Origin of the sequence: Bradyrhizobium denitrificans (assembly GCF_013179005.1) — a bacterium.
Taxonomy (GTDB): Bacteria; Pseudomonadota; Alphaproteobacteria; order Rhizobiales; family Xanthobacteraceae; genus Bradyrhizobium; species Bradyrhizobium denitrificans.
Genome location: NZ_JABFDP010000007.1, coordinates 53850 through 71284, shown reverse-complemented (window position 1 = coordinate 71284; position 17435 = coordinate 53850). Strand labels below are relative to the sequence as shown.

At 64.2% G+C, this 17435-nt stretch carries 15 protein-coding genes; 14 read left to right on the top strand and 1 reads right to left on the bottom strand.

Annotation, left to right across the window (positions count from 1 at the left end; all coding sequences use genetic code 11):
* Positions 1 to 41 precede the first annotated feature (41 nt).
* The 3 genes from HL671_RS09050 to HL671_RS09040 all read left to right on the top strand — a co-directional run bounded on the left by HL671_RS09050 (position 42) and on the right by HL671_RS09040 (position 2652).
* Entirely contained in the window at positions 42 to 542 is a 501-nt protein-coding gene (locus HL671_RS09050) for a GNAT family N-acetyltransferase (protein ID WP_012043604.1), read from the top strand.
* On the top strand, positions 539 to 2152 hold the full coding sequence (gene cimA / locus HL671_RS09045) for a citramalate synthase (protein WP_012043605.1): 1614 nt from the start codon (positions 539 to 541) through the stop codon (positions 2150 to 2152). The genes HL671_RS09050 and cimA overlap by 4 nt, the downstream gene beginning before the upstream one ends.
* A gap of 122 nt (positions 2153 to 2274) precedes the next feature.
* Positions 2275 to 2652 (top strand): VOC family protein, encoded by a 378-nt coding sequence (locus HL671_RS09040; RefSeq protein ID WP_012043606.1) that lies wholly within the window; start codon positions 2275 to 2277, stop codon positions 2650 to 2652.
* Between the two features lie 5 nt (positions 2653 to 2657).
* Here HL671_RS09040 and HL671_RS09035 read toward each other — a convergent pair whose 3' ends face one another.
* Positions 2658 to 3260 (bottom strand): LOG family protein, encoded by a 603-nt coding sequence (locus HL671_RS09035; protein ID WP_012043607.1) that lies wholly within the window; start codon positions 3258 to 3260, stop codon positions 2658 to 2660.
* 243 nt (positions 3261 to 3503) lie between these two features.
* On the opposite strand from HL671_RS09035, the gene HL671_RS09030 reads away from it, so the two are divergent.
* The 11 genes from HL671_RS09030 (at position 3504) to HL671_RS08980 (ending at position 17432) form a co-directional block, all read left to right on the top strand.
* Positions 3504 to 5477, top strand: a complete 1974-nt coding sequence (locus HL671_RS09030) for an ABCB family ABC transporter ATP-binding protein/permease (RefSeq protein WP_012043608.1) — start codon at positions 3504 to 3506, stop codon at positions 5475 to 5477.
* A 101-nt stretch (positions 5478 to 5578) separates the two neighbouring features.
* The gene (locus HL671_RS09025) at positions 5579 to 6295 is read left to right on the top strand and encodes a phosphatidylserine decarboxylase (RefSeq protein ID WP_305727951.1); all 717 of its coding nucleotides are present in this window, start codon (positions 5579 to 5581) and stop codon (positions 6293 to 6295) included.
* Between the two features lie 87 nt (positions 6296 to 6382).
* Positions 6383 to 7273 (top strand): CDP-alcohol phosphatidyltransferase family protein, encoded by an 891-nt coding sequence (locus tag HL671_RS09020; protein ID WP_012043610.1) that lies wholly within the window; start codon positions 6383 to 6385, stop codon positions 7271 to 7273.
* Positions 7274 to 7384: 111 nt separating this feature from the next.
* Positions 7385 to 8104 (top strand): RraA family protein, encoded by a 720-nt coding sequence (locus HL671_RS09015; RefSeq protein WP_012043611.1) that lies wholly within the window; start codon positions 7385 to 7387, stop codon positions 8102 to 8104.
* A gap of 288 nt (positions 8105 to 8392) precedes the next feature.
* On the top strand, positions 8393 to 10582 hold the full coding sequence (locus HL671_RS09010; protein WP_172236191.1) for a hybrid sensor histidine kinase/response regulator: 2190 nt from the start codon (positions 8393 to 8395) through the stop codon (positions 10580 to 10582).
* Positions 10579 to 10941, top strand: a complete 363-nt coding sequence (locus tag HL671_RS09005; RefSeq protein ID WP_012043613.1) for an Hpt domain-containing protein — start codon at positions 10579 to 10581, stop codon at positions 10939 to 10941. Before HL671_RS09010 ends, HL671_RS09005 begins: the two co-directional genes overlap by 4 nt.
* Before the next feature lie 177 nt (positions 10942 to 11118).
* On the top strand, positions 11119 to 11892 hold the full coding sequence (locus tag HL671_RS09000; protein ID WP_012043614.1) for a motility protein A: 774 nt from the start codon (positions 11119 to 11121) through the stop codon (positions 11890 to 11892).
* Positions 11893 to 11928: 36 nt separating this feature from the next.
* The gene (locus HL671_RS08995) at positions 11929 to 12759 is read left to right on the top strand and encodes an OmpA/MotB family protein (RefSeq protein ID WP_012043615.1); all 831 of its coding nucleotides are present in this window, start codon (positions 11929 to 11931) and stop codon (positions 12757 to 12759) included.
* Between the two features lie 269 nt (positions 12760 to 13028).
* Positions 13029 to 14927: a potassium transporter Kup gene (locus tag HL671_RS08990; protein WP_172236190.1), complete on the top strand. Its 1899-nt coding sequence runs from the start codon at positions 13029 to 13031 to the stop codon at positions 14925 to 14927.
* Positions 14928 to 15076: 149 nt separating this feature from the next.
* The gene (locus tag HL671_RS08985) at positions 15077 to 16999 is read left to right on the top strand and encodes a potassium transporter Kup (protein ID WP_012043617.1); all 1923 of its coding nucleotides are present in this window, start codon (positions 15077 to 15079) and stop codon (positions 16997 to 16999) included.
* Between the two features lie 109 nt (positions 17000 to 17108).
* Positions 17109 to 17432, top strand: a complete 324-nt coding sequence (locus HL671_RS08980) for a rhodanese-like domain-containing protein (protein WP_172236189.1) — start codon at positions 17109 to 17111, stop codon at positions 17430 to 17432.
* The last annotated feature ends 3 nt before the right edge of the window (positions 17433 to 17435 follow it).

Sequence of the window (17435 nt, the reverse complement as noted above, 5' to 3'; positions counted from 1 at the left end):
AGTGGCGCTGGTCACGAAGCTCTACGGCATGTGGTGAGGACATGGGACAGGCATTTCCGAAAGCCGCGTTGCGGCCGTTTCTCCCCGCAGATGCGCCGCTGCTGGCCGCGATCTTCGTTGCCAGCATCCACGAACTGACGTCAGACGATTACAGCGAGGAGCAGCAGGAGGCTTGGGCGTCCGCCGCCGATGATGAAGCCGGCTTCGGCAAGAGGCTGGCATCCGAGCTCACCTTGATCGCGACGCTGCAAGGGGCGCCCGTCGGCTTTGCCTCCCTGAAGGGCAACGACCAGATCGACATGCTCTATGTGCATCCGAGCGCCGCCGGGCAGGGCGTTGGAGCGACGCTGTGCGACGCGCTGGAGAAGCTCGCGGGCGCGCGTGGCACCACAGGCCTGCGGGTCGACGCCAGCGACAGCGCGGTGGATTTCTTTCGCAAGCGTGGCTACGTCGCTCAGCAGCGCAACAGCGTCTCCATCAATGGCGAGTGGCTCGCGAACACCACGATGAAAAAGACGCTCGGCGCAGGAGCCCAGGCATGAGCAGCACGGGCACAGGCCGGGAACGGCTGTATCTGTTCGATACGACCCTGCGCGACGGCGCGCAGACCAACGGCGTCGATTTCACGCTCGCCGACAAGCGCGTCATCGCGCGCATGCTCGACGAGCTCGGCATCGATTATGTCGAGGGCGGCTATCCCGGCGCCAATCCGCTCGACACCGAGTTCTTCGCCGAGAAGCCGAGGCTCGGCCAGGCCCGTTTCACCGCGTTTGGCATGACGCGGCGTGCCGGCCGCTCGGTGTCGAACGATCCCGGCGTGGCGGCCCTGCTTGAGGCCAAGGCGGATGCGATCTGCTTCGTCGCCAAATCGTCGGCCTATCAGGTGCGGGTCGCGCTCGAGACGACGAACGAGGAGAATCTGGCGTCGATCCGCGACAGCGTGACGGCGGCCAGGGCCGCCGGGCGCGAGGTCATGCTCGATTGCGAGCATTTCTTCGACGGCTACAAGGAGAATGCCGAGTTCGCTCTCGCCTGTGCCAGGACCGCCTATGAGGCCGGGGCGCGCTGGGTGGTGCTGTGCGACACCAATGGCGGCACCATGCCGCACGAGATCGAGACGATCGTCGGTGTGGTCGCGAAGCACGTGCCCGGCGATCATCTCGGTATCCACGCCCATAATGACACTGAGCAGGCGGTGGCGAATTCACTTGCGGCGGTGCGGGCCGGGGTCCGCCAGATCCAGGGCACCTTGAACGGTCTCGGCGAGCGCTGCGGCAACGCCAATCTGTGCTCGCTGATCCCCACATTGAAGCTGAAGGGAGAATTTTCCAGCCGATTCGAGATCGGCGTCTCGGATCAGCAGCTCGGCTCGCTGGTGAAGGTGTCCCGCACGCTCGACGACATGCTCAACCGGGCGCCGAACCGGCATGCGCCCTATGTCGGCGAGAGCGCCTTCGTCACCAAGACCGGCATCCACGCATCGGCCGTGCTCAAGGATCCTCAGACCTATGAGCACGTCGCGCCCGAGAGCGTCGGCAATCATCGTAAGGTGCTGGTCTCCGATCAGGCTGGCCGCTCCAACGTCATCGCCGCGCTGGAGCGCGGCGGCATCCCGTTCAGCAAGAACGATCCGAAGCTGACGCGCCTTGTCGAGGAGCTGAAGGAGCGCGAGGCCGCCGGCTACGCCTATGAATCCGCCAATGCCTCGTTCGAGCTCTTGGCCCGGCGCACCCTCGGCTCGGTGCCGGAGTTTTTCCGTGTCGAGCAGTTCGACGTCAATGTCGAGCAGCGCTACAACGCGGTCGGCGAGCGCATCACCGTGGCGCTCGCGGTCGTCAAGGTCGACGTTGCCGGTGAGCGGCTGATCTCGGCGGCCGAAGGCAACGGCCCCGTCAACGCGCTCGACGTCGCGTTGCGCAAGGACCTCGGCAAGTATCAGGGCTATATCGACGGCCTCAAGCTGATCGACTACCGCGTGCGTATCCTCAACGGCGGCACCGAGGCGGTCACGCGCGTGCTGATCGAGAGCGAGGACGAAACAGGCGAGCGCTGGACCACGGTCGGTGTTTCGCCCAACATCATCGCCGCCTCGTTCCAGGCGCTGATGGATTCGGTATTCTACAAGCTCGTGAAGTCTGGCGCGGCGGGGTGAAATAGGTGGCCGTCATTGCGAGCGCAGCGGCACAGCGAAGCAGTGCAGGAGCGATCGCGCGACTCTGGACTGCTCCGTCGCTGTGCTCCTCGCATTGACGCGGAGGGGCCAGGAGCAAACGCATGATCGACCACATTTCCGTCGGTGTCAGCGATCTCGCTCGCAGCACGCGCTTCTATGAGCAGGCGTTGGCGCCACTTGGCTTGGCGCGTCTGATCGAACGGCCGACGACCATCGGCTTTGGCAAGGCCTATCCGGAGTTCTGGATCAATCTGCGCCCTGGGATGGCCCGCGTGCCGGCTGACACCGGCTCGCATCTCTGCTTCCGCGCCAAGAGCACGGCGGAGGTCGACGGCTTTCACGCCGCGGCGCTGCAGGCCGGCGGGGTCTCGGATGGTCCGCCCGGGCTGCGGCCGCATGACCGCGTACGCTATTACGCGGCCTTCGTGCTCGATCCCGACGGCAACCGGATCGAAGCGGTGACATTTCCGACGGAGTAGGGATGTCAGAGCCGCTTGGCGATCTCCGGCGCCATTTCCGTCTCTTCCTTGGCGACGCGGGCGGCCGCTTCGCGCAAGCGGGGAAGGATGTCCTCGACGCGTTCGGCCTTGAGCAGCTCGATCTGGAAGCCGGGGCGGATGAACTCGGTCTCGCGCATGTGGGCGAGCAGCGCGAACAGCGGTTCCCAGAAGCCGTCGATATTGGCCATCAGCACCGGCTTCGCATGGCGTCCCAGCTGCTTCCAGGTCAGCTGCTCCACCAGCTCCTCGAGCGTGCCGATCCCGCCCGGCAGGGCGACGAACGCGTCGGAGTGCTCGAACATCAGCCGCTTGCGTTCGTGCATGTCGGGCGTGATGATGAGATCCTTCAGCGGCATCATCACTTCCTTCTTCACTAGGAAGTCCGGAATGATGCCGGTCACCTCGCCACCATGATCCAGCACGGCCTTGGCGACGGCGCCCATCATGCCGACGGAGCCGCCACCATAGACGAGCCTGACGCCGCTCTCGGCAAACGCCTTGCCGAGCGCCTTGGCTGATTCGATAAAGCTGGGATTCGTCCCCGGGCCGGAGCCGCAATAGACGCAGACGGTGCGGATTTCAGTCATTGGAGGGATGTGACACTGCAGTTGAAAGGCGTCAAGACGAAGGCGGATGGGCTGGATCTGCGGGCTTTTACGGAGAGTCCCGCACGATCCGGATAAATCTGTCGCAATCGAGGATGCAAATACTGCGCCGCGGCAACGGTTTTGGTCGCCACGCGCGTGCATATGGCGCGGGGACACTCTATATGACGCAGGCTCGCCTCGGCATCACAACATGCCGCGCCCCCTGCTGTTCCAGATTGCTTGATGCCACCTGATTCCGCCTCCGATCCTGCCGCCAACCAGCCGCAAGCGTCCCTCGAGCAGGGAACGCTGGCCGGCACCTTGCGGCGTCTCTGGCCCTTCATCTGGCCGAGCGATCGGGCCGATCTCAAAATGCGCGTGTTGTGGTCGGTCGTGCTGCTACTCGCGGCCAAGGTCGCGACGCTTGTTCTACCCTTCACCTTCAAATGGACCACCGACGCGCTGACCGGCGCCAACACTGCGCCAATTCAACCGGATAACTGGGCCTTCTGGCTGGTTGCCTCGCCCATCGTGATGACAGCGAGCTACGGCGCGATACGCGTGCTGATGGCGGTGTTGACGCAATGGCGCGACGGCATCTTCGCCCGCGTCGCCATGCATGCGGTGCGCAAGCTCGCGACCATCACTTTCGTCCACATGCACGAATTGTCGCTGCGCTTTCATCTGGAGCGCAAGACCGGCGGTCTGACCCGCGTGCTCGAACGCGGCCGCAACGCTATCGAGACGATCGTGCGCATGGTGATCCTGCAGCTGATCCCGACGATCGTCGAGGTCTCACTGCTGACCGCGGTGCTGCTGTGGCAATTCGACTGGCGTTACGTGCTGGTCACTCTGGCCATGGTGGCGGCCTATCTTTACTACACCTACATCGCGACCGAATGGCGCATCGAGATCCGGCGTCGCATGAACGACTCGGATACCGAGGCCAATACCAAAGCGATCGACTCGCTTTTGAACTATGAGACGGTGAAGTATTTCGGCGCCGAGGCGCGCGAGGCCGAGCGCTACGACCGCTCGATGGAGCGCTATGAGCGCGCCAGCGTCAAAACCTATACTTCGCTCGCGGTGCTCAACGCAGGGCAGGCGGTGATCTTCACCATCGGGCTGACTGCGGCGATGCTGATGTGTGCCCAAGGCGTGCGTCAGGGCCATAACACGGTCGGCGACTTCGTCATGATCAACAGCATGATGATACAGCTGTACCAGCCGCTGAACTTCATGGGCATGGTGTACCGCGAGATCAAGCAGGCGATCATCGACATCGAGAAGATGTTCGGCGTGCTCACGCGCGATGCAGAGGTGAAGGATGCGCCGGGGGCGAAGCCGCTGGTGGTGACGAGCGGCCAGCTCCGCTTCGAGGATGTCCGCTTCGCCTATGAGCCGGACCGGCCGATCCTGCAGGGGCTCAGCTTCGAGGTGCCCGCCGGCAAAACGGTTGCGATCGTGGGGCCGTCGGGCGCTGGCAAGTCGACCATCTCGCGGCTGCTGTTCCGGCTGTACGACGTGTCCAGCGGCCGCATCCTGATCGATGGGCAGGATATCCGCGACGTCACCCAGGTGTCGCTGCGCGCCCAGATCGGCATGGTGCCGCAGGATACCGTGCTGTTCAACGACACCATCCGCTACAATATCCGCTACGGGCGGTGGGATGCCGACGATGCCGCGGTCGAGGAGGCCGCCCGGCTGGCCCAGATCGATGGCCTGATCCGGATGGCCCCCAAGGGGTACGAGACGCAGGTGGGTGAGCGCGGTCTGAAGCTCTCCGGCGGTGAAAAGCAGCGCGTCGCGATCGCCCGAACGATCCTCAAGGGTCCGCCGATCCTGGTCCTGGACGAGGCCACCTCGGCACTGGATAGCCATACTGAGCACGAGATTCAGGAGGCGCTCGACCGGGTGTCGCGCAACCGGACCTCGGTGGTGATCGCGCACCGGCTCTCGACGATTGTGGCTGCCGACGAGATCATTGTGCTGGACCGGGGCAGCATCGCGGAGCGGGGCACCCATGCCGAGTTGCTCGCAAAGGGCGGTCTCTATGCCAGCATGTGGAACCGCCAGCGCGAGGCCGAGGCGGCGCGCGAGAAGCTGGCTCAGATCGGCGACGACGTTTCGGCTCCGAACCGCAATCCGCCCGGTCGAAGCGAGCCGGAGGTGACCAGACCCGATCTGGACGGTCCAGTGGCGACGGCTGCCGAATGAGCCCGCGAACCGCCGCGATCCCCAGTTAAGGATTCATTTTGACCTTCGCCGCCCGGCGACCTAGTCAGGGCGGCGCTCAGCTCTGATCTCGGAGCGGCACCATCTCAACGAAGCAGGCCATGTCGATCAGCAATTCCATTCGTGCTCAGATTCCCCCGATTCACCCCGAAGGCTATCCCTTCATCGGAGGATTTGCCCTCGTCAGCCTGATCCTGTTCTGGATCTTCACCCCACTTGGCTGGATCGGAACGCTGCTCACCGTCTGGTGCGCGCTGTTCTTTCGCGATCCGATCCGCGTCACCCCGCAGCGGGAGGGGCTGGTGGTGGCACCGGCCGACGGGCGGATCTCGATGATTACGCGGGCGCTGCCGCCGGCCGAGCTCGGCCTCGGCGACCGTCCACTGCTGCGCGTATCGATCTTCATGAGCGTCTTCAATGTTCACGTGAACCGCAGCCCGGTGGCCGGTCGGATCGAGAAGATCTCCTACCGCCCCGGCGCGTTCATCAATGCAGAGCTCGACAAAGCGAGCGAGGACAATGAGCGCAACTCGCTCGCAATCTCGACGCCCCACGGCAAGATCGGCGTGGTCCAGATCGCCGGTCTTGTGGCGCGCCGGATCGTGTCGTTCGTGCGCGAAGGCCAGACGGTCGGTGCCGGCGAGCGCTTCGGCCTGATCCGGTTCGGATCGCGGCTCGACGTCTATCTGCCTGATGGCACGGAAGTTCTGGTTTCGGAGGGGCAGACCGCCATTGCCGGCGAAACCATCCTGGCCGATTTCGATGTGGCCACGCCTGGACTGACGTTCCGGAGCCAGTGAACCGCGGCCAATCCAGTATGACTCATTAAGGGAACCTTGGGTCGCGCTCCGGCACAAGGTTCAGACCAGCCACTCTGCGGTGTGATCATGAGCTTCGATCCGAACTCTCCCGAACTGCGCCGTCGCCGTTTCCGTCCGATTCCGGTGCGGCTGCTCGTGCCGAACATGATCACCCTGCTGGCGATCTGCGCCGGCCTGACCGCGATCCGGCTGTCGACCGAAGGCCGGATGGAGCTCGCTGTCGGCGCCATCGTCTTTGCGGCCTTCCTGGACGGCATCGACGGCCGCATCGCCCGGATGATCAAGGGGCAGTCGAAATTTGGCGCGGAGCTCGACAGCCTCGCCGATTTCGTCAATTTCGGCGTGGCGCCCGGCCTGATCCTTTATTTCTGGCAGCTTCATGAGCTGCGCGACGGCGGCTGGATTGCCGCCATGATGTACGCGATCAGCGGCGGACTGCGGCTGGCGCGCTTCAATGCCAGCATCGACGATCCCAACAAGCCGCCGTTCGCGGCGAATTTCTTCACCGGTGTCCCGGCCCCCCTGGGAGCGATCACCGTGCTGTTGCCTGTCTATCTGGCCTTCCTCGATGTGCCGAAGCCGCCGGCCCTGGTGACCGCGGCCTACACGCTGCTGATCGCTTTCCTCATGGTGTCGCGGCTTCCGGTGTTCTCGGGCAAGACCGCAAGAATGCGCGTCGCGCCTGAGCTCGTGCTGCCAGTATTTGCGGCGGTGGTGTTCTTCGTCGCGCTGCTCGTGGTCTATCCCTGGCACATCCTCTCGGCCGGCTCGATCCTCTATATGCTGAGCCTGCCGTTCGGCTGGCGGCTGTACCGTCAGCAGGCGGCGCGCCATGCGGCCGCGCTCGGCGCCGCGGCCACGGCGTCGCAAGGGTCGGCGCCGTCCGCCGCTTCATTCTCCCAGCCGAGCGTGCCTGCGCCCGAGCAGGAGCAGCGGCCGCCTGAACGTCTGCACTGAGCGCAAGGCCCCAGGTCCGGGCCGGAGCTTTGCCGGCCTGGGCCGCCTCGTCTATACCGGATGGCCAAGGACGCTCGTGAATGCCGTCCGCATCATCCGGAGATAACGCCTGTGACAAGTCCTGCCGCCGCGCCGCTCGCTCCCTCCATCCTCGAGGCGCTCGCGCGCTACGACACGCCGACCATCTGCAATGCGATGGAGATCGTGGCGCCGGAGCGCCGCCTGATCGGCTACACCACCAAGCCGCTGGTCTGTCCGTTTCCCGATCTGCCTCCCATGGTCGGATATGCGCGCACGGTGACCATCCGCTCGGTGGTGAAGTCCGCACTCCCGGCCGAGGAGCAGGCGAGGCGGCGCATTGCCTATTATGAGTATGTCGGCACCGGTCACGGTCCGCGGATTGCCGTGATCCAGGACATCGACGGGCCGGATATCGGCTATGGCGCCTTCTGGGGTGAGGTGCAGAGCAACGTCCATAAGGCGCTTGGCTGTCTCGGCGTGATCACCGATGGCTCCATTCGCGACATCCCGCAATGGGCGCCCGGCTTTCAGGCGCTGGCGGGGTCGATCGGGCCGTCGCACGCCTGGGTGCATGCCGAGAGCTTCGGCGGCGAAGTTCGCGTCGCCGGCATGACGGTGCACTCCGATGATCTGATCCATGCCGATCGCCATGGCGCCATCGTGATCCCCCACGACATCGCCGCCAGCCTGCCCGATGCGGCCGAGCTCTGCGCCCGCCGCGAAACCCCGATCCTGGAGATCGCACGGTCGGCTGATTTCTCGCTCGACAAGCTCAAAGAGGCGCTGAAGCGATCCGCCGAGATCCACTGAGCGCAGCTTGCGCCATCGTTCCAGAGCGAGCCGCCTCGTTCGAGGGGCGGCTCGCTCGGTCCGTGCATCCGCGAGGCCGGACGGGGCCATCGGCGGGTTTCTCCGGATGACTACGGGGATGAGTGCCGCGCCCCTGAAATCGCACCAATTCAGGTGAGGGATTACCTCGAACCACGAGCGGCATGGCGAGAATTAACGCGCCGTCGCGCGTTGGGAAGATTTTATCCATCAAGCTTTACCTGATGGCGAGCCTGCATCGCTATTGCATGTCTTCGAGGACGAGAAGACATGCTCAGGGTGTTATCCAAATCCATGCCGCTGTTCGGCCGGCTCGACCGGGCTGTCGATGCACTGGTCCGGCTGATCGGGCATTTCGGCAGCGCCGTGATCGGCCTGTCGGCGATTGCGCTGGTGTGGGTCGGAATTGTCTACACGATCACCGAGGAGCGCGCCCGCACCGAGCAGTCGGCGTTGAAGAACGGCGCCAACCTCGCCCGGGCTTTCGAAGAGCAGATCATCCGCTCGATCCGCGCGGCGGATCAGACGCTGCTCTATGTCCGCGACTCCTATGCCAAGGATCCGCAGAATTTCGACATGTCGCTGTGGGCCAGGAACAGCCAGTTCCTGTCCGACTTCTCGTTCCAGGTCGTCGTGATCGGCAAGGACGGCGTCATGCTGTCCAGCAATATCGATCCGAAAATGCGCGGCCTCGACCTGCACGACCGCGAGCATTTCCGTGTCCACGCCGACGGCACGGCCGATTTTCTCTTCATCAGCAAGCCGATCTTCGGCCGCGTCTCGAACAAATGGTCGATCCAGCTGACACGCCGCATCATCCTGCAGGACGGCTCCTTCGGCGGTGTCGTGGTGGTCTCGCTCGATCCTGAATATCTCTCCAGCTTCTACAACTCGGTGGACATTGGCAAGAATGGCAATGTGACCCTGGTCGGCACCGACGGCATTGTTCGCGCGCGTGCTTCGGCTGGTCCGAGTGCCGTCGGCTCCTCGTTGGCCGGCAGCCCCATCATGGCGAACATCGAGCAAAAGACCAGTGGATCCTACATCACCAAGAGCCAGATCGACGGCATCTCTCGGATCTATTCGTTCCGGCGTGTCAAGGATCAGCCACTGGTGGTCGTTGTCGGGCAGGCGACCGACGAGGTCTTCAGCGCCATCAGGGTCGACCGCGGCCTGATGGTCGGCACGCTGCTGACGGTCATCATCGGCATCATCACCATCCTGATCGCGCGCTACCAGGCCGGCCTCGCCGCCTCACGCGACGCGGCCGAGGCCGGGACGCGGGCGCGATCCGAATTTCTGGCCATGATGAGCCACGAGATCCGGACCCCCATGAACGGCGTCATCGGGCTTGCCGACCTGCTGCTGTCGGCCGATCTCGCGCCGGAGCAGCGCAAGATCGCGACCACATTGCGGGAATCTGCCGACTATCTGCTGCAGCTGCTCAACGACGTGCTCGATTTCTCGAAGCTCGATGCCGATCGCCTGGAAATCGAGCATATCGAGTTCGACCTGCACCGGTCGGTGACCGCGACGGCCGAACTGCTGGTCTCGCGCGCCAAGGAGAAGGGCCTGCAACTGACGACATCGATCGCGCCGGACGTGCCGAATTACGTGGTGGGCGATCCCGCGCGGCTTCGCCAGGTGCTGTTCAATCTCGTCGGCAATGCGCTCAAATTCACCGAGGCGGGCAGCGTCAATATCGATGTGCGGGCCGAGAATCTGGCAGGACCGAACCTGACCCTGGTGTTCTCGGTCGCCGATACCGGCGTCGGCATTCCCGCCGAGGCTGTCGGCCGTCTGTTCAGACAGTTCTCGCAGGTCGACAACTCCATCTCGCGCCGCTTTGGCGGCACCGGTCTCGGCCTTGCGATCTGCAAACGGCTCGTCACCTGCATGGGCGGCGACATCAAGGTGCAGAGCAAGATCGGCGAAGGCAGCACCTTCACTTTCTCCATCGAGGTCCAGCCGCAACCGCAGCCGGATGTCGAGCAGCTCAGCGTGCCAGAAGCGCCGATCGTGCCGGTCGGCGAGAGCGTTTCCGAGGAGCGGCCGGCTAATTTCGAGCCGCTCAAGGTTCTTGTCGCCGAGGACAATCTCACCAATCAGTTCGTGATCAAGAAGCTCCTCGACAAACTTGGTCACGGCTATGACATCGTCGATAACGGGACCCAGGCCATCGCTGCCGTGCAGAAGCATGCCTACGATCTCGTGCTCATGGACATGATGATGCCCGAGATGGACGGGCTGACGGCGACCCGGATGATCCGATCGCTGCCGCCGCCCGCGCGGGACATCTACATCATCGCTCTGACGGCCAACGCCACCAGCCAGGATCATCTGGCGTGCACGGATGCCGGCATGAACGACTTCGTGACCAAGCCGGTCACACGCGATCGACTGAATGCTGCTCTGCTTCGGGCGACAGCTGCCAAACACAAGGAAAGGCTTGTGGCATGACCGACTTGGTTCAATTCGATGAATCCGTCTACCAGATCCTGGTGTCCGAGCTCGGCGAGGAAGACGCGCTGGAGGTGCTGCGCACGTTCCTGGACGATACGTCGGGGAAGTTCGGCACTCTTGCGAGCAAGTTCGAGGATCGCCTGGAGCTGAAGCGCGAGGCGCATTCCATCAAGAGCTCGTCGGCGACGTTCGGCTTCTCGGCGCTGTCGAGGCTGTCACGCGAGCTCGAGCTCGGCTCGGCGACGATGGAGCCGGCGCAAATGCTGGAGATGGTCCACAAGATGCAGCAGTCGTTCGAGCAGGCGGTTCGGTTCGCCGAGGCGAACCTGCTCAAGCGTGGCGTAGCGGCCGCCTGAGAAGCGACCGTGGTCCATTTCGACAGGATGCCGGCGACGTTCTTTACCCGGTGTTATGCCTACCAATTTCAGTAACTCGTCCTTAATGGCGGCCGCGTAGGGTTCGAAACACGTGGCTCAGAAGAGCCGCGTCGGTCCGGCGGGGTCGGTGGTGCGCGTAGGCGGTGGAGTTGACTCATGGATATTATGACGACTGCGGGGCTCGTAGCTGGCGTGATCGTCATCGCGACGATGATGCTGCTGGGCGGCGATCTCGAAATGTTCGTCAGCGAGCACGCCGCGATCATCATTTTCGGTGGTTCGATCTCCGCGACCATGATCCGCTTTCCGCTCGGAGTCATGCTGCACGGCATTCCGCTCGGCATGAAGTTCGCCTTCACCATGAGCCGCCTGTCGGCCCGCGAGCTGGTCGACGAACTCGCCCGCATCGCCGAGATCGCCCGCAAGCAGGGGCCGGTCGGCCTGGAGAAGGTCGAAACCGATGAGCCCTTTCTGGCCAAGGGCATTCGCTATGTGGCTGACGGCTACGACCTCGAATTCATCCGTGACAATCTCGAGCGCGACCGCGACAACTTCCTGATGCACCTCGACGAGGGCAGCAAGATCTACCGCGCCATCGGCGACTGCGCGCCAGCGTTCGGCATGGTCGGAACGCTGATCGGCATGGTGCAGATGTTCGCCAACATGACCGACCCGTCGAAGCTCGGTCCGTTCATGGCCACCGCGCTGCTGGCAACGCTCTACGGCGCGCTGGTGTCGAACCTGATCTGTCTGCCGATCGCCGACAAGCTGCATGGCAAGCTGCTCGATGAGGAGACCAATCGCACGCTGATCATCGACGGCATCCTGATGATCCGCGACTCCAAGAGCCCGGCTCTCGTGCGCGAGATGCTGCTGGCCTATCTGCCGGAGAAGCATCGCCACGCCGAAGGTGAGCCTGTGCCTGCCTGATCGGCAGCGGCAGGCGATCCGGGGATGGGGTGAGCGATGGCCAAGAAGAAGCGGGGCGATGCGCATGGCGGCGGTCACGGCTGGTTCGTGACCTTCGCCGACCTGATGGGGCTGCTGGTCAGCTTCTTCGTGATGCTGGTCGCCTTCTCGACCATGGACAACAACAAGCTGAAGGTCGTCGCGGGCTCGATGCGCGATGCGTTCGGCGTGCAATCCGAGTCGCGTTATTCGGGCATCGTCGAATCCGACGGCCTGCCGACCCGGCCGAAGCTCAAGAACGCAGCCCATGTCTCGCCGGAGGAGACGTCCCGCGAGCCGAGCCCCGAGCAGGAGGAGCGCCAGCACACCAACGGCGCCAAGCTCAAGACCGACCGGCAGTTCGCCCTGGCCTCCGCATCGCTGCGTCAGGCCTTGCAGGACATGCCGGAGATGACCGAGATCTCCAAGCACATCATGTTCGAGGAGACCAAGCAGGGGCTCAACCTGGAGATCGTCGACCAGGACGGCCGTTCCATGTTCGCCGATGGCTCGAAAGTGCCCTATGATCGCACCCGCCGCCTGATCGAGAAGCTGGCTGCGCCGCTCAAGGCGACGCCGCTGCGGGTGCAGATCACCGGGCATACCGCGGCCGGCTTCGTTCCGGCGCGCAGCGACTACGGCGCGTTCGACCTGTCGGCAGACCGCGCCAACGCCGTGCGTCAGATCCTGGAGCGGGAAGGTCTGCCGCCGAGCCACATCTTCGCGGTTTCCGGCAAGGCGGATACCCAGCCGCTGTTCCCGGACGATCCTTCGCTCGCCGCCAATCGCCGCGTGACCATCACCTTGATGCGCGAGGATCCGCCATTGCCCCCCGATCTGAAGCCCTAAAGCGGGATTGTCGGCCAGAAGGGCGGGCGTCGCCCGTCATTTCCTGCCTCCGAGTGCGAGCACACCTTGATTCGCGCGCTTGCCAACCTGACATGGCGTCGGAGCGACCGCCGCTGCAATTTGCCGCGACGCGGGATGAGAGATCTGTGAGCGCCGTGCTTGTTTGGTCATAGCCGAGGAATCAAGCTCTGCTACGGTGGCGACTTGATCGGCGGCGGGTCTGCGTCCAAACGCCCCGAACCAAACAGGGAAGATGCGTTCCGAGCGACATGACGGCCAGCGCAACATCGACCGAAGGACAGGAAGCGGCGAGCACATCGGGGTTCTGGGGGCTGACCCTCGGCAGCATCGGCGTCGTGTTCGGAGACATCGGTACCTCGCCACTCTACGCGTTCCGCGAGGCGGCGCATGGCGCCGCTCACGGCGAGCCGGTGTCGCGGATGATCGTACTCGGCGTGCTCTCGCTGATCCTATGGTCGCTGTTCATCGTGGTGACGGCCAAATATGTGCTGCTGCTGCTGCGAGCCGACAATAACGGTGAGGGGGGAACGTTGTCGCTGATGGCGCTCGGCCAGCGCGCTTTGGGCCGGCGCAGCATCTTTCTGATGTCGCTCGGCGTCATCGGTGCGTCGATGTTCATCGGCGATTCGATGATCACGCCGGCGATCTCGGTGCTATCGGCCGTCGAAGGCCTCAAGCTCGCCGCGCCGGCGCTCGAGCATTATGTCGTGCCGCTCACCGTGTTCATCCTGGTGGTGTTGTTCGCGGTCCAGAGCAAGGGCACGGCCCGGGTGGCGACCGCCTTCGGTCCGGTGATGGTGTTGTGGTTCGCCAGCCTGGCTGTGATGGGGATCGTGCACATCACTGACGATCCCTCCGTTCTTGCCGCGATCAATCCCTATTATGCTGTCCAATTCCTGCTCTCGCACGGGACGATCGGACTGGTCACGCTGGGAGCGGTGTTCCTCGCGGTCACCGGCGGCGAGGCACTGTACGCCGATCTCGGCCATTTCGGCCGTAAGCCGATCCAGTCGGCATGGCTGTTCTTCGTGCTTCCGTCACTGCTGATCAACTATTTCGGGCAGGGCGCGCTGGTCCTGTCCGATCCCGCGGCCATCGAGAACTCGTTCTATCGCTTGGTGCCGGAGCTGTTGCTGCTGCCGCTCGTGGTGCTGGCGACAGCCGCCACCGTGATCGCGAGCCAGGCGGTGATCACCGGGGCGTATTCGCTGGTCAGCCAGGCCGTGCAGCTTGGTCTGCTGCCGCGCTTCGAGGTGCGCTATACGTCGGAGAGCCATGCCGGGCAGATCTATCTGCCGCGGGTCAACCGCCTGCTCCTGATCGGCGTGATGCTGCTGGTGCTGCTGTTCCGCACCTCCAGCAATCTCGCCTCGGCCTATGGCATCGCCGTGTCCACCACCATGGTCGCCGACGGCATCATGGGCTTCGTGGTGATCTGGAAGCTTTGGAACCTGCGCGCCGCCGTCGCCGCCGCCATCATCGTTCCCTTCGTCATTGTCGACCTGTCCTTCTTCAGTGCCAACCTGCTCAAGCTTTTCGAAGGAGCCTGGGTGCCGCTGCTGTTCGGCGCGGCCATGGCAGTCACGATCTGGACATGGCGGCGCGGCTCGGCGATTCTCGTGCTGAAGACGCGCAAGATCGAGGTCCCGCTGGATGACCTGATCGGGAGCCTGGAAAAGCGGCCACCGCATATCGTGAAAGGGACGGCGGTGTTTCTCACCAGCGATCCGACCTCGGTGCCGACCGCGCTCCTGCACAATCTCAAGCATAACAAGGTGCTGCACGAGCACAATGTGATCCTGACCATCGAGACGGCGCAGACGCCCCGGGTCGATGTGTCGGAGCGTGTGCGCATGCAGAAGATCAGCGAAAAATTCTCCAAGGTGCGGCTGCGCTTCGGCTTCATGGAATCGCCGAACGTGCCGCGGGCGCTCGCGGTGGCCCGCAAGCTCGGCTGGCAGTTCGACATCATGTCGACGTCGTTCTTCGTCTCTCGCCGCTCTTTGAAGCCGTCATCCCAATCGGGCATGCCGAGCTGGCAAGACCATCTCTTCATCGCGCTCAGCCGGTCGGCCAACGACGCCACCGACTACTTCCAAATTCCGACCGGGCGGGTCGTCGAGGTCGGGACACAGGTGACGATCTGATCGGCTCGATTGCCCGGAGGGTTGATCCATGTTATTTTGCATGGAACGTATGCAATCTCCCCGGCTCATCCTTGGAGCGCTGCAGCTATAAGCCGCGCGCCCTGCGATTGTGCAGTGAAGCATTAACGAGTCCTCGAGGGGGCTACCCCATGACAGTTGACGCCGCAGCCACGCCCGCGGAAGCGCCGGCGACAAACGGGCATGGCGACGCCCATTCGACGGCCAGCTTTACCGCCTTGACCTTGGGGAGCATCGGCGTCGTCTACGGCGACATCGGCACCAGTCCGCTATACGCGCTGCGCGAGGCCGTCACGGCCGCCAGCAGCAGCGGCGAGGCGGCGCCCCATGCGGTCATGGGGGTGATCTCGCTCATCCTGTGGGCCCTGATCGTCGTCGTCACGCTGAAATACGTCGTCATCCTGCTGCGGGCCGACAATCATGGCGAGGGCGGAACGCTGGCGCTGATGGCGCTGGCGCAGCGCGGCGTCACCCGCGGCGCCAGCATCATCGTCCTGCTCGGCATCATCTCGGGCGCGCTGTTCTATGGCGATGCGGTGATCACGCCGGCCCTGTCGGTCCTCTCGGCGATCGAAGGCACCAAGCTGGTCACAGCCGCGTTCGATCCTTACGTCGTCCCGCTGACCGTCATCATTCTCGCGGCGCTGTTCGCCGTTCAGGCGCGCGGCACGGCCAAGGTCGCGGCCTTTTTCGGCCCGATCATGCTGATCTGGTTCCTGGTCATCGGCATCGCGGCATTCCCGCCGATCCTTCGCCATCCGGAGGTGCTGTGGGCGATCAACCCGGTGAACGCCGTGTCCTTCATGCTGCACCACGGTATCGTGGGCTTCATCACGCTCGGCGCCGTGTTCCTCGCTGTCACCGGTGCCGAGGCGCTGTATGCGGATCTCGGCCATTTCGGCAAGCGGCCGATCCAGACGGCCTGGCTGTTTGTCGTGCTGCCGTCGCTGGCGCTGAACTATCTGGGGCAGGGGGCGCTGATCATCGCCGACGCCAAGGCGCTCGAGAACCCGTTCTTTCTGATGTTCCCGGAATGGGCGCTGATCCCGATGGTCGCACTCGCCACCGTGGCGACGGTCATCGCCAGCCAGGCCGTCATCACCGGCGCCTATTCGCTGACCCGACAGGCGATCCAGCTCGGCCTGCTGCCGCGCTTTGAGATCCGTCACACCTCCGAGGCGCATTCGGGCCAGATCTATATTCCCCGGATCAACAAGCTGCTGCTGGCTTCGGTGGTGCTGCTGGTCCTGCTGTTCAAATCGTCCAGCGCGCTGGCCTCGGCCTATGGCATCTCGGTCACCGGCACCATGGTCGTCACGGCGATGATGGGCTTTGTCGTGATCTGGAAGGTCTGGCGGTGGTCGCCGCTCGCGGCGGGAGCGCTGATCGCGCCGTTCCTGTTCCTGGATCTGACCTTCCTGTCGGCAAACCTGCTGAAGGTCCTCGAAGGCGGCTGGGTGCCGCTGGCGCTGGGCGGCTTCGTGATGACGCTGATGTATACGTGGCGGCGCGGCAGCCGGCTGCTGTTCGAGAAATCGCGCAAGCTCGAATTCCCGCTCGCGGACCTCGTGGCGATGCTGGAGAAGCGCCCGCCGCAGCGCGTTCCCGGCACGGCCGTGTTCCTGACGTCAGATCCCTTGAGCGCGCCGACGGCGCTGATGCACAGCCTCAAGCACTACAAGGTGCTGCACGAGAAGAACGTGATCCTGACCATCGAGACCGCGCCGACGCCGCGCATCGATCCGTCGGAGCGGGTGCGGCTGGAGCAGATCAGCCCGACCTTCTCCAAGGTCACCTTGCGGTTCGGCTTCATGGAATCGCCCAACGTGCCGCGGGCACTGGCGATCGCGCGCAAGCTCGGCTGGCAGTTCGACATCATGTCGACCTCGTTCTTCCTGTCGCGGCGCGCCCTCAAGCCTGCGGCGCATTCCGGCATGCCGCGCTGGCAGGATCACCTGTTCATCACCATGAGCCGGTCGGCCAACGACGCCACGGATTATTTTCAGATCCCGAGCGGGCGCGTGGTCGAGGTCGGCACCCAGGTCACGATCTGAGAGACGCGCGGCCCGTTGCCGAACCGCTTGATTTTCGGTGCGTCTGGGGTGAGTTTGGCGCCCGGTTGGGGGCCCTGACGCGGCTCCGCTACAGGCTTGGAGGATAGGCGTGGCTGTTGTGCATGATTTGACGCCGCAGGACGTGGCCCAGGGGATTGCCGAGGGGCGAATTCTTCTGGTCGACGTGCGCGAGCCGAACGAAGTTGCTGCGGAAGCCTATCCGGGCGGCATTGTTGTTCCCCTGTCGGGTTTCGATCCGAAGCTGATCCCGGATCCCCAGGGCAAGGACGTCGTGTTTGCCTGCCGCTCCGGCAAGCGCTCGGTGACTGCCTCGCTGGCGGCGCAGGCGGCCGGTCTGCCCTATGACAAGCACCTCCAGGGCGGGATGCTCGGCTGGAAGGCGGCCGGCCTGCCGATCAAGACCGGCGGCTGACAC

What these genes read in the sequence shown, in the direction of transcription:
- HL671_RS09050 (WP_012043604.1), top strand. Translation starts at nt 42, where the DNA reads ATGGGACAGGCATTTCCGAAAGCCGCGTTGCGGCCGTTTCTCCCCGCA.
- cimA (WP_012043605.1), top strand. Translation starts at nt 539, where the DNA reads ATGAGCAGCACGGGCACAGGCCGGGAACGGCTGTATCTGTTCGATACG.
- HL671_RS09040 (WP_012043606.1), top strand. Translation starts at nt 2,275, where the DNA reads ATGATCGACCACATTTCCGTCGGTGTCAGCGATCTCGCTCGCAGCACG.
- HL671_RS09035 (WP_012043607.1), bottom strand. Translation starts at nt 3,260, where the DNA reads ATGACTGAAATCCGCACCGTCTGCGTCTATTGCGGCTCCGGCCCGGGG.
- HL671_RS09030 (WP_012043608.1), top strand. Translation starts at nt 3,504, where the DNA reads ATGCCACCTGATTCCGCCTCCGATCCTGCCGCCAACCAGCCGCAAGCG.
- HL671_RS09020 (WP_012043610.1), top strand. Translation starts at nt 6,383, where the DNA reads ATGAGCTTCGATCCGAACTCTCCCGAACTGCGCCGTCGCCGTTTCCGT.
- HL671_RS09010 (WP_172236191.1), top strand. Translation starts at nt 8,393, where the DNA reads ATGCTCAGGGTGTTATCCAAATCCATGCCGCTGTTCGGCCGGCTCGAC.
- HL671_RS09005 (WP_012043613.1), top strand. Translation starts at nt 10,579, where the DNA reads ATGACCGACTTGGTTCAATTCGATGAATCCGTCTACCAGATCCTGGTG.
- HL671_RS09000 (WP_012043614.1), top strand. Translation starts at nt 11,119, where the DNA reads ATGGATATTATGACGACTGCGGGGCTCGTAGCTGGCGTGATCGTCATC.
- HL671_RS08995 (WP_012043615.1), top strand. Translation starts at nt 11,929, where the DNA reads ATGGCCAAGAAGAAGCGGGGCGATGCGCATGGCGGCGGTCACGGCTGG.
- HL671_RS08990 (WP_172236190.1), top strand. Translation starts at nt 13,029, where the DNA reads ATGACGGCCAGCGCAACATCGACCGAAGGACAGGAAGCGGCGAGCACA.
- HL671_RS08985 (WP_012043617.1), top strand. Translation starts at nt 15,077, where the DNA reads ATGACAGTTGACGCCGCAGCCACGCCCGCGGAAGCGCCGGCGACAAAC.